Origin of the sequence: Vibrio sp. STUT-A11 (assembly GCF_026000435.1) — a bacterium.
GTDB lineage: Bacteria > Pseudomonadota > Gammaproteobacteria > Enterobacterales > Vibrionaceae > Vibrio.
In genome coordinates this window covers 423,272-437,128 of sequence record NZ_AP026763.1, presented here as the reverse complement: position 1 = coordinate 437,128, position 13,857 = coordinate 423,272, and the positions used below count along the sequence as shown (strand labels likewise).

General features: G+C 45.0%; 16 protein-coding genes. 7 read left to right on the top strand and 9 right to left on the bottom strand.

The window, feature by feature from the left end; genetic code table 11:
* Nucleotides 1-118: 118 nt before the first annotated feature.
* On the bottom strand, nt 119-535 hold the full coding sequence (gene rraB / locus OO774_RS02035) for a ribonuclease E inhibitor RraB (protein WP_264904218.1): 417 nt from the start codon (nt 533-535) through the stop codon (nt 119-121).
* Between the two features lie 558 nt (nt 536-1,093).
* On the opposite strand from rraB, the gene arcA reads away from it, so the two are divergent.
* From arcA to OO774_RS02010, 5 genes are all read left to right on the top strand, one after another.
* Nucleotides 1,094-2,317, top strand: a complete 1,224-nt coding sequence (arcA, locus tag OO774_RS02030; RefSeq protein ID WP_237318453.1) for an arginine deiminase — start codon at nt 1,094-1,096, stop codon at nt 2,315-2,317.
* Between the two features lie 150 nt (nt 2,318-2,467).
* Complete coding sequence (locus tag OO774_RS02025) at nt 2,468-3,472, top strand: ornithine carbamoyltransferase (protein WP_264904216.1); 1,005 nt, start codon at nt 2,468-2,470, stop codon at nt 3,470-3,472.
* Between the two features lie 273 nt (nt 3,473-3,745).
* Nucleotides 3,746-4,675 (top strand): aspartate carbamoyltransferase, encoded by a 930-nt coding sequence (pyrB, locus tag OO774_RS02020; RefSeq protein WP_264904215.1) that lies wholly within the window; start codon nt 3,746-3,748, stop codon nt 4,673-4,675.
* 15 nt (nt 4,676-4,690) lie between these two features.
* On the top strand, nt 4,691-5,152 hold the full coding sequence (pyrI, locus tag OO774_RS02015; protein WP_264904213.1) for an aspartate carbamoyltransferase regulatory subunit: 462 nt from the start codon (nt 4,691-4,693) through the stop codon (nt 5,150-5,152).
* 130 nt (nt 5,153-5,282) lie between these two features.
* Entirely contained in the window at nt 5,283-5,672 is a 390-nt protein-coding gene (locus OO774_RS02010; protein ID WP_264904212.1) for a RidA family protein, read from the top strand.
* A 254-nt stretch (nt 5,673-5,926) separates the two neighbouring features.
* Here the strand turns inward: OO774_RS02010 and OO774_RS02005 are convergent, their stop codons facing one another.
* The 8 genes from OO774_RS02005 to mlaF form a co-directional block, all read right to left on the bottom strand.
* Nucleotides 5,927-6,652, bottom strand: coding sequence for a 1-acylglycerol-3-phosphate O-acyltransferase (locus tag OO774_RS02005; protein ID WP_264904210.1), 726 nt, complete (start codon nt 6,650-6,652; stop codon nt 5,927-5,929).
* A gap of 127 nt (nt 6,653-6,779) precedes the next feature.
* Entirely contained in the window at nt 6,780-8,045 is a 1,266-nt protein-coding gene (gene murA, locus OO774_RS02000) for a UDP-N-acetylglucosamine 1-carboxyvinyltransferase (RefSeq protein WP_264904208.1), read from the bottom strand.
* 9 nt (nt 8,046-8,054) lie between these two features.
* A complete protein-coding gene (gene ibaG, locus OO774_RS01995; RefSeq protein WP_005381092.1) occupies nt 8,055-8,309 on the bottom strand; it encodes a BolA family iron metabolism protein IbaG in 255 nt (84 codons plus the stop codon).
* Between the two features lie 3 nt (nt 8,310-8,312).
* Nucleotides 8,313-8,633, bottom strand: coding sequence for a lipid asymmetry maintenance protein MlaB (locus tag OO774_RS01990; protein ID WP_264904202.1), 321 nt, complete (start codon nt 8,631-8,633; stop codon nt 8,313-8,315).
* Entirely contained in the window at nt 8,633-9,271 is a 639-nt protein-coding gene (gene mlaC, locus OO774_RS01985; RefSeq protein WP_264904200.1) for a phospholipid-binding protein MlaC, read from the bottom strand. The genes OO774_RS01990 and mlaC overlap by 1 nt, the downstream gene beginning before the upstream one ends.
* 2 nt (nt 9,272-9,273) lie before the next feature.
* Complete coding sequence (gene mlaD, locus OO774_RS01980) at nt 9,274-9,762, bottom strand: outer membrane lipid asymmetry maintenance protein MlaD (RefSeq protein ID WP_264904198.1); 489 nt, start codon at nt 9,760-9,762, stop codon at nt 9,274-9,276.
* Nucleotides 9,763-9,764: 2 nt separating this feature from the next.
* Entirely contained in the window at nt 9,765-10,556 is a 792-nt protein-coding gene (gene mlaE / locus OO774_RS01975) for a lipid asymmetry maintenance ABC transporter permease subunit MlaE (RefSeq protein WP_264904197.1), read from the bottom strand.
* On the bottom strand, nt 10,546-11,349 hold the full coding sequence (mlaF, locus tag OO774_RS01970) for a phospholipid ABC transporter ATP-binding protein MlaF (RefSeq protein ID WP_264904195.1): 804 nt from the start codon (nt 11,347-11,349) through the stop codon (nt 10,546-10,548). Before mlaF ends, mlaE begins: the two co-directional genes overlap by 11 nt.
* 457 nt (nt 11,350-11,806) lie before the next feature.
* On the opposite strand from mlaF, the gene OO774_RS01965 reads away from it, so the two are divergent.
* Complete coding sequence (locus OO774_RS01965; protein WP_264904193.1) at nt 11,807-12,772, top strand: calcium/sodium antiporter; 966 nt, start codon at nt 11,807-11,809, stop codon at nt 12,770-12,772.
* Nucleotides 12,773-12,811: 39 nt separating this feature from the next.
* Complete coding sequence (gene kdsD, locus OO774_RS01960) at nt 12,812-13,783, top strand: arabinose-5-phosphate isomerase KdsD (RefSeq protein WP_264904191.1); 972 nt, start codon at nt 12,812-12,814, stop codon at nt 13,781-13,783.
* The last annotated feature ends 74 nt before the right edge of the window (nt 13,784-13,857 follow it).

The following is a 13,857-nucleotide window of genomic DNA, read 5'->3' as shown; positions in this document are numbered from 1 at the left end:
GCATTATGGTAAAAAAACCACACAAGCTCAATGTGAATTAGTTTCATAGCTTACCGTTATCAATTGTTAGACATAAAAAAACCAGCGAAATACGCTGGTTTTTTTAATCAAGGAGAGACTATTCTTCGTCTTCATCTTCTTCGTCAGAGTATAGAGCGTCTTCGCCCTCGTAATACGTACCCCAACCGTCATAAATAATATCGTACTTTTCAGCAAGGTGAACCAGCTTCTCAACTTGAGCATCAATTGCTTCGGCATCGAGTGCGGACTCCATGGTCGCATCGCAGCAAAGTAGTTTATTGCCGTCTTCGTCTTCTGTTTCTTCTGCTTCAAGGACTTCAAAGCCCATCTTAAATGCTTCAACCACCGCTTTTTCTAGCGTATCGAAATCTTCTGCAAACAGGTGATGCTCAATTTCATAGAGTGAATCTGGATCGCTGCCATCTTCTAACAATGCAGCTATGATATCGCGAGTCTCTTCCTTTTGAATCTCAATTAATTGTTCTACTGATAGATATTCATCTTCGTGAGACATGTTTTGGCTCCAGATTAGTTACTTGGTGGAAACGATCCGGTGAAATATGGCACGGATTGCGACGAAAAGCCACTAACAAACACCAAACCACAGTGATTGTTGTCAATTATTCTCTGATAAATATTAAACCCTTCTCACAAGGTCACAAAAAGTTAACAAGAAATGCTATTTTGTAATATTCAGAAGATCCTAATTAGCAGAATCAGGGGACAAACCCACCCTCAATGCGTGTTTATGGTTCATTATTGAATACAGAAACGCCTTATATTCTCTACTCAGCGAATAAAGAAAACTAAAAAATGCATATTTTGGAATGAATATGCACATTTTATGCACTAAGCATGTAATATACTCAGTCGGACTAAAAAGAATAAAAACGCACTTTACCCAAAAGCACAAAAACAATACAAAAAACTATTTTTATTTGAATTAAAGAAACCCTACAGAGCTTTTAATTAACAATACTGAATATATCAAAACATTACCGAAGCCAACTAACTTGCATCTTATCCATAAGATTGTCATAAATAACCGCTGGATAATCTGTAAGGATACAAAATGAGTAAGCTGTACGTTGGATCAGAAGTTGGTCAACTAAGACGAGTTCTATTAAATCGCCCTGAGCGCGCCCTAACCCACTTAACACCATCTAACTGTCATGAGTTATTGTTTGATGATGTTCTTGCGGTAGAAGCGGCAGGTGAAGAGCATGATGCTTTCGCTCGTACTTTACGCGACCAAGATGTAGAAGTACTTCTACTTCACGATTTACTCGTCGAAACCCTCGCGGTTCCAGAAGCGAAAAAGTGGCTATTGGATACTCAGATTTCTGACTTCCGCTACGGCCCAACCTTTGCCCGCGATCTTCGTGTGTATTTTGCAGAAATGGACAATGAGCACCTAGCATCAGTCTTGCTGGGTGGGTTGGCCTACTCTGAGCTGCCAATCAAATCATCTTCTATGCTACCGAAGATGCGTCGCCCTCTAGACTTCGTTATTGAACCATTGCCAAACCATCTATTTACCCGCGATACATCTTGCTGGGTCTACGGCGGTGTTTCCCTAAACCCAATGATGATGCCTGCACGTCAACGCGAAACAAACCACTTGCGCGCCATTTATCGCTGGCACCCAATCTTTGCCGGCCAGGACTTCATTAAATACTTTGGCGATGAAGACCTACACTACGATAACGCTAACGTTGAAGGTGGTGACGTTCTGGTTATCGGTAAAGGCGCAGTTCTGGTAGGTATGTCTGAACGTACCACAGCGCAAGGTGTAGAAAACCTGGCTGCTAACCTGTTTAAAGCGGGTCAGGCAACAGAAGTGATTGCGATTGATCTCCCTAAACACCGTTCATGTATGCACCTGGATACGGTCATGACACACATGGACGTCGATACTTTTTCAGTCTACCCAGAGATCATGCGTAAAGATCTGGATACATGGCGTCTGACTCCGAAAGGCACTGACGGTGAAATGAATGTTGAAGCATCGCACAACTACCTGCATGCGATTGAATCAGCACTTGGCTTAGATCAGCTGAAAATAATCACAACCGGCGGTGACAGCTACGAAGCAGAGCGTGAACAGTGGAATGATGCCAACAACGTACTGACGGTGAAACCAGGTGTGGTGATTGGTTACGAACGTAACGTCTACACCAACGAGAAGTACGATAAAGCCGGCATTCAAGTATTGACGGTACCAGGTAACGAGTTAGGTCGTGGCCGTGGTGGTGCTCGCTGTATGAGCTGTCCAATCGAAAGAGACGATATCTAATCGCTTTCCTTACCAGTGAATAAAAACTAAGGTTGATGTGAATACATCAACCTTTTTTAGTTTTTAATTAAAATAATTATTCACAATAAAAGCATTTATATGTTTTAATGCAGTGATTCAAAATCAATCACACGTACAAAGGGACGAGCTATGGCTTTCAATTTACGAAATCGCAACTTTTTGAAGCTATTAGATTTCTCAAGCAAAGAAATCCAGTTCTTGCTCGAACTGTCTGCAGAGCTGAAAAAAGCCAAATATGCAGGAACAGAGCAGAAGACACTCCAAGGTAAAAATATCGCACTCATCTTTGAGAAATCTTCTACTCGAACCCGATGTGCGTTCGAAGTTGCGGCTTTTGATCAGGGCGCTCAAGTCTCTTACATTGGTCCTTCTGGATCTCAAATTGGCCATAAAGAATCGATGAAAGATACCGCGCGCGTATTGGGCCGTATGTATGATGGTATCGAATACCGTGGTTTTGGTCAGGCGATCGTGGAAGATCTTGGTGCTTATGCTGGTGTACCGGTATGGAATGGTCTAACGGATGAATTCCATCCGACGCAAATCCTCGCAGACTTCCTAACCATGCAAGAGCATGGACGTGGAAAGCAACTGCATAACATCACTTTTGCCTACTTAGGTGACGCTCGCAATAACATGGGTAACTCACTGATGGTCGGTGCGGCTAAAATGGGCATGGATATTCGTTTGATTGCGCCAAAAGCATTCTGGCCGGAAGAAGAGCTTGTTGCCACATGTCAGGAAATTGCGCAGCAAACAGGTGCTAAGATCACGCTAACCGAAAACGTTGAAGAAGGCGTTAAGGGCTGTGATTTCTTGTATACCGATGTTTGGGTATCGATGGGTGAATCTGCAGAAGCTTGGGATGAACGTGTTGCCCTAATGAAGCCTTACCAAATCAATATGGATGTGATTAAACAGACCGGCAATCCGCATGTGAAGTTTATGCACTGTCTACCTGCGTTCCACAATGATGAAACCACCGTTGGTAAAGAAGTGGCTGAGAAATACGGCATGAAAGGTTTGGAAGTGACAGAAGACGTGTTTGAGTCTGAATATTCTATCGTCTTCGATGAAGCAGAAAACCGCATGCACACGATCAAAGCCGTGATGGTGGCAACGCTGGGAAGTTAACGGATTTTAGTAACAAAAACCATGATGTAATCGCTTGCACTAGTAAAAGTTAGGCGTATAATGCTCGGCAATTTGTCTGAGGATTAAGAAATGACCACGCTGATTGCTGCCGTAACAACGCGATTTGCTCTAACTAAGCGACTACGCTTGCGTGGTGTTATTTTCGTTAATTCTATCGATTTTTAAACCTCCCCATTTGGGAGGTTTTTTTATGTCCAAAATTCCTCAATGTTAATTTTGGAGATAGTCATCACTGTTATAGGGAAGAAGATCATGGCGAACTCGCTTTACCAGAAGCACATCATCTCTATTCCAGAGCTTTCACGTGAAGAGCTGGAACTTATTGTCGCAACAGCAGGTAGCCTGAAAAAGGAACCTCAACCAGAACTGATTAAAAATAAAGTCGTTGCGAGCTGTTTCTTTGAGCCATCAACACGCACACGCCTGTCGTTTGAGACAGCAATTCAACGCGTGGGCGGTGACGTCATTGGTTTTGATAATGATGGAAATACTTCTCTGGCGAAGAAAGGCGAAACGCTTTCTGATTCTGTGCAAGTTATTTCTTCGTATGTAGACGCTTTTGTTATGCGCCACCCTCAGGAAGGCGCGGCACGTCTGGCTTCTGAGTTTTCAAACGGCGTACCGGTGATTAACGCTGGTGACGGTGCAAACCAGCATCCAACTCAAACTCTGCTAGACCTTTATACCATCGCAGAAACGCAAGGCCGCTTAGATAACCTTAATGTGGCTTTCGTTGGTGACTTAAAATACGGCCGCACCGTACACTCACTGACTCAGGCTCTGGCGAAGTTCAATAATGTTCGCTTCTTCTTTGTTGCTCCAGAAGCACTGGCGATGCCTGACTACCTCTGTGAAGAACTCGATGAAGCTGGCATTGAATACAGCCTGCATACCGACATGGAAACCGTCATTCCTGATCTAGACATCCTGTACATGACCCGCGTACAGAAAGAGCGTTTTGATGAGTCAGAATACGCACACATCAAATCAGCTTATATCCTGACAGCAGCAATGCTAGAAGGCGCGCGTGAAAATCTAAAAGTACTACACCCACTACCACGAGTGGATGAAATCACCACTGACGTTGATAAAACGCCACACGCTTACTACTTCCAGCAAGCTCAGAACGGTGTCTACGCCCGTCAGGCATTGTTGGCACTGGTTCTAAACGAAACACTGTAATCGAGGAGAATAAACATGGCTAAAGAAACTCAATTGCAGGTAGAAGCAATCAAAAACGGTACCGTCATCGATCACATCCCGGCACAAATCGGCATCAAAGTGCTGAAGTTGTTCGATATGCACAACTCGTCTCAGAAAGTGACCATCGGCCTTAATTTACCGTCGTCAGCGCTGGGTCATAAAGATTTGCTGAAAATTGAAAATGTCTTCATCAACGAAGAGCAGGCGAGTAAGTTGGCACTGTATGCTCCACACGCAACGGTGAACCAAATCGAGAACTACCAAGTAGTGAAAAAGCTCGCGTTAGAGCTGCCAGAAAGAATCAACGATGTCTTTGAATGCCCTAACTCAAACTGTATTTCTCACAACGAACCTGTAGAAAGCAGCTTCAAGGTATTTGAGAAGAAAGAAGAGATTCGCCTGAAGTGTAAATACTGTGAAAAAGTATTCTCAAGAGAGATCGTTACCGAGCGATAATCGACGGAACATTTCAGACCTCTAATAAGTTCAAATGCCCTGTATTTACAGGGCATTTTGCTCTTTACCTGCCATAGATTTAGAGGCACACTGAAACTCTTTATTCGCTAAAACAGATGGAACAAATAAAATGACAAAAGTACTTCACACGGAATCAGCACCAGCAGCAATCGGCCCTTACGTACAAGGCGTAGATCTTGGCAACATGGTTCTTACTTCTGGCCAAATCCCTGTTAACCCTGCAACAGGTGAAGTATCTGCGGATATCGCAGAACAAGCGCGTCAGTCTCTAGAAAACGTAAAAGCTGTCGTTGAGTCTTCAGGTCTTACAGTAACAGATATCGTGAAGTTAACAGTTTTCGTTAAAGACCTAAACGACTTCGGCACAGTGAACGAAGTGTACGGCAAATTCTTCGACGAGCACCAAGTAGCAAACTACCCTGCTCGCTCTTGTGTTGAAGTTGCTCGCCTGCCTAAAGATGTTGGTATCGAAATCGAAGCTATCGCGGTTCGCAAATAATACCTCGAACCTGTGAGTTAGAACGCCAAATACGACGATACAGCTTGCTGAATTCAAACACTCCGTCTTCCTGAACAGCGACGAAGGAGCGTGATTCAGGATCTGCTTACCGAGAGTGGCGGTGTTGAAAGTGTTCATTCCTGCAACGAGTTTGATGTTCGTAGATTCCTGATGTCGCTAAGGCTCCTCGGAATGACACAGATAAAAAATGGGTAGCCTGAGCTACCCATTTTTATATGCTTATATTTGGACGATTAAGCCGCGTTACGCTGTTTCACTTCTTCATCCAACTGTTGCAGCTTCTCTTTCATCTGCTCACGGCAAGTGTTCGCTAATTGACGAATACCTTCCTTGGTACAGCCTTCTGTGCTCACTGGTGGCAGCATTTCCACAATGACGTGACCGTTATTCCAGCGATTCAGTTTCAGTTTGTCAGTAGAACTACAAACAATAGGAATAATTGGCACCTGTGCACCAATCGCAGCATGAAATGCACCGGTTTTAAATGGCAACAAACCACGACCACGAGAACGCGTACCTTCAGGGAACATCCACACCGACACGTCACTCTCTTTCATGCTATTTACTACCTGATCAATCGTGCCTTTCGCTTTTGAGCGGTTAGCACGGTCAATCAGAATGTTACCCGTCAACCAGTAAAGCTGGCCGAATAAAGGCATCCACGCCAGGCTTTTTTTACCGACCGTAACCACCTTTGGCGTAACTGCTGCAGAAACAGTAAACATGTCCCAGTTGTTTTGGTGGTTTGCAATATAGATATGTTGACCACGAGAGTAAGCATCTTCAGGAAGACGAAGTTCAAGTTTCACCCCAAAAACACGTGACATCTTGGCAAACAGACGGCCAAACGTGAATACGTGTTTAGGGTTTCGTGGACTTAACAGGCAGTAACCACAACCACCAACAAACATCACAATAGCGAAAATTGCGATAGCAAATACACGTAACAGTGCAATCATTCTTATTCTCCAGAAACCGGCTTCTGCCAGATACAGCTATTAACTCTCTACTTTGGAAAAGAGAGTGATATAAAAAAGCCGAAACCTGAGTTTCGGCTCTTCATATCCAAATCATCTGCTGTGCAGTTTAACTTGTCACGCTCACGCGCTCAATATTTGCGCCAAGTGCAGCCAGTTTATTTTCAATTTTGTCGTAACCACGGTCGATGTGGTAGATACGATCGACGATGGTTTCGCCTTTCGCAATACAACCAGCAATAACCAGACTTGCAGAAGCACGTAAGTCCGTTGCCATTACTTGTGCAGCGCTCAAAGATTCCACGTCACCACAGATAACTGTGTTGCCTTCGATCTCTGCTTTAGCGCCCATGCGCATCAGTTCCGGAACGTGCATAAAACGGTTTTCAAAAATGGTTTCCGTGATTACGCCGCCGCCTTTCGCCATCATGTTCAATAGTGTGAACTGCGCTTGCATGTCTGTTGGGAAACCCGGGTGCGGAGCAGTACGAACAGTCACGGCTTTTAGCTCACGATCAGTCATATCCACAGAAATCCAGTCTTCACCGGTTTCGACCAAAGCGCCCGCCTCTTCTAGCTTCGCTAGAACAGCTTCAAGCAAATGTGCGTTGGTATTGCGACACACAACTTTACCGCCAGATACCGCTGCAGCAACGAGGAATGTTCCCGTTTCAATACGATCAGCAACCACACTGTGCTTACAACCGCCAAGACGTTCAACACCTTCAATCGTGATGGTATCAGTGCCAGCGCCAGTGATTTTTGCACCCAGTTTGTTTAGGAACTCCGCCGTGTCCACAATCTCAGGTTCACGAGCGGCGTTATCTAGTGTAGTTTTGCCTTCAGCAAGTGTCGCCGCACACATAACAGTAATAGTGGCGCCTACGCTCACTTTATCCATCACGATATGCGCGCCCTTCAGGCGACCATCGACTTCTGCTTTTACGTAACCATCTTCTAAAATGATGGTTGCGCCTAGTTGTTCTAGACCCGTAATGTGTAGATCAACCGGACGAGCACCGATCGCACAACCACCAGGTAAAGAAACCTGACCTTGGCCAAAACGCGCAACTAGAGGGCCTAAAGCCCAGATTGAAGCACGCATGGTTTTCACCAAATCATAAGGTGCACAGTATTCATTGATGCTGCTTGGATCGACGTGAACCGAACCGTTACGGTCTACTTTAGCGCCTAAACGCTTAAGCAATTCCATGGTTGTATCAATATCACGAAGGTGAGGCACGTTAGCCACTTCTACTGGCTCTTCAGCCAAAATAGACGCAAATAAAATCGGCAGTGCTGCGTTTTTTGCACCTGAAATGGTCACCTCACCGACTAACGGTTTGTCTGACCCAATAACTCGAAACTTTTCCATCAATAAACCTTAAAGCGACATCAGTTTCTTATCACGAGCCCACTCTTCTGGTGTGAACGCTTTAATTGATAATGCATGAATGTCATTACGCTGGATGTATTCCATCAGAGGAGCATAAATTAATTGTTGCTTCTTGACGCGGCTCATTCCATCAAAGCAAGCATCAACAGCAACCACTTCATAGTGGCTACCTTCACCTTTCACATGCACTTCTTGAAGGTTTAGTGCTTCTTCTAATAACTGTTGTACTTTTGCGCTGTCCACAATTTACCCCTGATAATTCTGTATGTGTTTGTCCACTAACGATTCAACGTTACTTAGTTGAAACAGAGTGCGCAGTTGCGCGGGCACGAAACTGAGCATTATATGACAGTTTTGCTTTTTTGCATGCTCTAATAAGTGAATTAACATCACCATTCCCGCAGAGTCGACTCGCACCACATCTTCTAGCGAACACTCAATCTCCGCTTGAGAAGGCTTCCATTGCAGAGCATGTACCCACAATGAAGGCACTGAATCTCGGTCCAGCGCTCCAGAGAGCTTCAGTTTATTTGTGGTTAAGTTCCACTGAGCGTGAGACTGCGCCATTACTTTTTCGCCTCAAAACGAATCGGTTCCGCCGCCAATTTCTCAAGATCCTTCGCTACCGCTAAAATACCATCCTGACGAATTTTCGAGTTCCACTCCGACTGCTTGCTTGATAGCAAGCTTATGCCTTCAGCAATCATATCGAACGCTTCCCATTCACCGGTTTTGTTATCTTTACGTAGCTTGAATTCAAGTTTGATATTGGGACGCGGCGCGTCAATGATATCGACTTTGACACTGGTGATTCGATCAGATGGATCAAGTTTTGGCTCCGGACCAAACTGAATTTGTTGATCGCTGTATTGAGTTAACACCTGCGCGTAAGACGCAATCAAGTAGCCATGAAACGCATCAATAAACTCTAGGACATCTTCACGTTTAGTCCCTTTGAGGTTTGGACCTAACAATTTTAATGCAGCGTAACGGTAGTTGACGTATGGCATCAACTCTTCTTCCACAACCACTTTTAGGTGGTTAGGATCTTGTTTAATTTTTGGCTGCTCCGCTTTTAAGCGATCGAACGTCACTTCTGACACTTGCTTCATCATTTGATAAGGCTGAGTTTTATCAACTTCTGCCGCATTCAAATTAAAAGCTGCCAAAACCGCGACAACCGAAAGTAGTAATCTCTTCAACATAGTTATTCCTTACTTGAATCGTCTGAGCCGCCCACGCTGTAAAGCACCTGACCAATTAAGTCTTCAAGTACTAAAGCAGACTTGGTGTCTTCGATGGTATCACCGTCAACCAACATCACTTCGTCATCAAAAACGAAACCAGGCACTAAGCCAATGTATTGCTCACCAATCAGTCCCGAAGTCAAAATCTGTACACTCGATGTTTCAGGGAACTGATTGTATTGGCTGTTGATCGAAAGGCTGACTTCTGGCAACAGGTTATCTGGGTTGAGGGTAATATTACTCACTCGACCGATAACCACACCGCCAACCTTAACCGGGGAGCGGACTTTCAAACTACCAATATTATCAAACTCGGCTTTGAGGGTGTAAGTATCACCAGAGCCCATACTTTTTACGTCAGCAACTTGAAAAATCATCACAAGAATCGCGCAAATTCCCGCTAATACAAAGCTGCCAACCCATAATTCTGTTTTACGTGTTTGTTGCATGATTAGTTCCCAAACATCAATGCTGTCAGTACAAAGTCTAGCCCCAGTACTGCTAAAGAAGAATGCACAACAGTGCGTGTAGTTGCTCGGCTGATCCCTTCCGAGGTCGGAATCGCATCATAGCCATTAAACAGAGCGATCCAGGTAACGGTAATTGCAAACGCAAAGCATTTGATCATACTGTTGCCAATGTCCTGCCCCAGTTCGACAGAAGATTGCATCGCCGCCCAAAAACTGCCGTGGTCGACCCCTTTCCAGTCTACCCCAACAAGCTGAGCGCCCCAGATACCAACCGCCATGAAGATCATTGCCAGCAGAGGCATGGAGATAGCGCCAGCCCAAAAACGCGGAGCAATGACTCGCTTCAACGGATCCACCGCCATCATTTCCAAGCTGGAGAGCTGTTCTGTCGCTTTCATCAAGCCAATTTCAGCCGTCAACGCAGAGCCTGCGCGGCCAGCAAACAGCAATGCGGTTACAACCGGTCCAAGTTCACGCAGCAAAGAAAGCGCAACCATTTGGCCAAGGCTACCTTCTGCACCGTAATCCACCAGGACAACATAACCTTGCAGACTCAATACCATACCGATAAATAAGCCGGATACGACGATAATAGCAAGCGACTGAACACCTACGGAGTAAAGCTGTTTGACGAGCAAAGGAAAACCTTTCGTCGGCTGAGGCTTTGCTAACAGCGCCCCCAACAGCATTAACGTTGCTCGGCCAAAAGCTTCACAGATGGATAATGTACGTTTACCTAATGAAGCGACAAAATGAATAAAGTTATCGACCATCAAATAGATCCTTTTCGATACTTTGAGAAGGGAAGCGAAACGGCACCGGTCCATCTGCGTCCCCTTGCAAGAACTGCTGTACACGAGGGTCAGGGTTCTGTTTTAGATCATCTGGCGTACCAAAAGCGATGATTTTGCCATCCGCCATCAGATAAACCCAATCGGCAATGCTCATCACTTCAGGCACATCATGAGAAACAACAATAGACGTCAAGCCTAAAGCTTGGTTCAAGTTACTGATAAGTTCGACCAGGACGCCCATGGTGATAGGGTCTTGTCCAACAAATGGCTCGTCATACATGATCAAATCAGGATCAAGAGCAATCGCTCTGGCCAATGCTGCGCGACGTGCCATACCGCCAGAGAGTTCACTTGGCATTAATTGAGCCGCACCGCGCAGGCCAACCGCTTCCAGCTTGAGCAGTACCATTGAACGAATCAAGTCTTCTGAAAGATTGGTATGTTCACGAAGAGGGAAAGCAACGTTATCGAATACGTTCAGATCCGTGAACAAGGCGCCAGACTGGAATAGCATGCTCATCTTCTTCCGAGCATGATAAAGTTTTTTGCGCGACAGGGTTGGAATGTTATCACCATCAAACCAGATCTCGCCTTGTTCGGGGTACAACTGACCGCCAATCAAGCGTAACAGCGTGGTCTTACCGATTCCCGATGGCCCCATAATTGCGGTCACTTTACCTTCAGGAACGTGCAGATCGATACCATCAAAGATCGTGCGATTTCCGCGTGAAAAAGTGAGATTGTTAACGGTGACTAAATCGTTGTTCGACATATCATCCCTTCTACTATCGGAGCGTTGGAACTCGCTGTATCATCAAGCCAACTCACGTCCGAATGTTTTTAATTTGTAACCATCGTGCTCCAACAACGTTAAGGCGTATGATTGACAACCTTCGTATACAAGAGCGGTGGTTAGAAAGCGAAAAACGGCTTTGGTTCATTTATTAGGCTGCAATCATAAGCACATTGGCTGCGAATTAAAAGCACTGTTCGATTAAATAAAGTTGGTCAAATTCAATCAATTCTTGATGAACAAGGACAGAGTCATGGCTTAATATTTAAATCTGAATGCAGAATCATTGCTTTAACAGTAGTGATTAATTGAAAGAAAACTAAACACAATTTCGTTACTAACCTTTAATTTATTCGTTGTTTATCTTCCATTTTCCGCTGCAAAAGGTCAAAATTAGCGGTTACTCATCACTCTCATTTAATAGTTAGGAATTATCATGCTCGAAGCCGTAGCGTTGCTTATCGTCGGTCTTGTTTTACTTGTCTGGAGTGCAGATAAATTAGTTTTTGGTTCTGCAGCCATAGCCCGCAACGTTGGCATTTCACCTCTTGTGATTGGTATGACAATCCTGGCTATGGGTTCATCAGCGCCAGAAATGATGGTATCCGCCACCGCCGCATTGGATGGTAAAACCGACACTGCAGTCGGTAACGTGCTGGGTTCTAACATTGCGAATATCGCCTTAATTCTGGGGATCACCGCGCTTATAAAGCCCCTTTCGATCAGTTCTGGAGTTATTCGTCGTGAACTGCCTTTGATGATAGCAGTCACGTTGATCGCTGGTGCAATACTGTGGAATAACCACCTCGGCTTTTACGAAGGTGCCCTACTGTTTGTGTTGTTCGGTGCATTTTTATTTGTGATGTTGCAGATCAGCCGCAAAGAGCAAAAATCGGGTGACGCCTTCCTCAATGATCAGGAGTCTGAAATCCCAGAAGGTGTAAGCAACTCAAAAGCCGCGATCTGGGTAGTACTTGGTTTAGTGTTGCTGCCTGTGTCAGCGAACATTTTGGTGGATAACGCGGTTATCATTGCTAAGCATTTTGGTATGAGCGATCTCGTGATCGGCTTAACCATCATCGCTATTGGTACCAGTCTGCCAGAACTTGCCGCTTCTCTTGCTGGGGTGCTAAAAGGTGAAGATGACATGGCAGTGGGTAACATCATTGGCTCGAACGTATTCAATATTCTCGCGGTAATGGGCATCCCTGGCATCATCAATCCATCCATGTTAAGCGAGTACGCAATGGGTCGTGACTTCTGGGTCATGCTGGGCGTTTCGCTACTGCTGGTTGCAATGTGTTTGGGCAGATCTCGTAGCATTAACCGTGTGGAAGGCGCTGTTCTTTTTGCTTGCTTCATTGGCTACCAAGTTTACCTGTTCGCGAACATGACCGCTTAATCACCTTATCTTTTCGTAGACATAAATTGGAGCACTGATATGTCCTGTCAATTTGATTTTCGCGCTGCTGCAAAGCAAGTTCTTGATATTGAAGTTGCCGCTCTGCAAGAGCTGGATAAATACTTTGATGACCAATTTGAACAAGCTTGCGAAATGATACTTTCCAATAGCGGAAAAGTGGTCATCATGGGCATGGGCAAATCAGGCCATATTGGCAATAAAATTGCGGCGACTCTTGCAAGTACCGGGACTTCGGCGTTTTTTGTTCATCCAGGCGAAGCGTCGCACGGTGACTTGGGTATGATCAGCGCTGGGGATATCGTGATTGCCATTTCAAATTCTGGTGAATCTCATGAGATCCTGTCTCTGTTCCCGGTATTGAAACGCTTGAACATCAAGATCATCAGCATGACGGGGAAGCCAGAATCGAACATGGCGCAACTTTCAGATTTGCACTTACAGATCACGGTACCACAAGAAGCCTGCCCGCTTGGTTTGGCACCCACCAGCAGTACAACAGCAACGTTAGTCATGGGCGATGCCTTAGCGGTTGCGCTGCTTCAGGCTCGTGGATTCTCAGCTGAAGATTTCGCGTTGTCACATCCAGGTGGCGCTTTAGGAAGAAAACTTCTGCTTAAGTTGTCTGATATTATGCACTTTGGTAATGCTCTGCCGAAAGTCTCTCCTGATTCTCTAATTCGCGACGCACTTCTGGAGATTTCGGAAAAAGGACTGGGTATGACCGCCATTGTCGATGAGCACGATGCTATGCTTGGTATATTCACTGATGGCGACTTACGTAGAACTTTAGATAAGCGTATTGATATTCATACGACCGCCATTGGCGAGGTGATGACACAAAGCCCAACAACTGCTCATCCAGATATGCTTGCAGTTGAAGGCCTGAACCTTATGCAAAGCAAAAATATCAATGCACTGATTTTATGTAATAACGGTAAAGTGGTCGGTGCACTGAATATGCATGATTTACTAAAAGCGGGTGTGATGTAAACTCATCGCAACCACTTATTACACCAGATTAAGGCAATAGTCAGGGACGTACTGAGCTAGAAGATAGGCCTCTA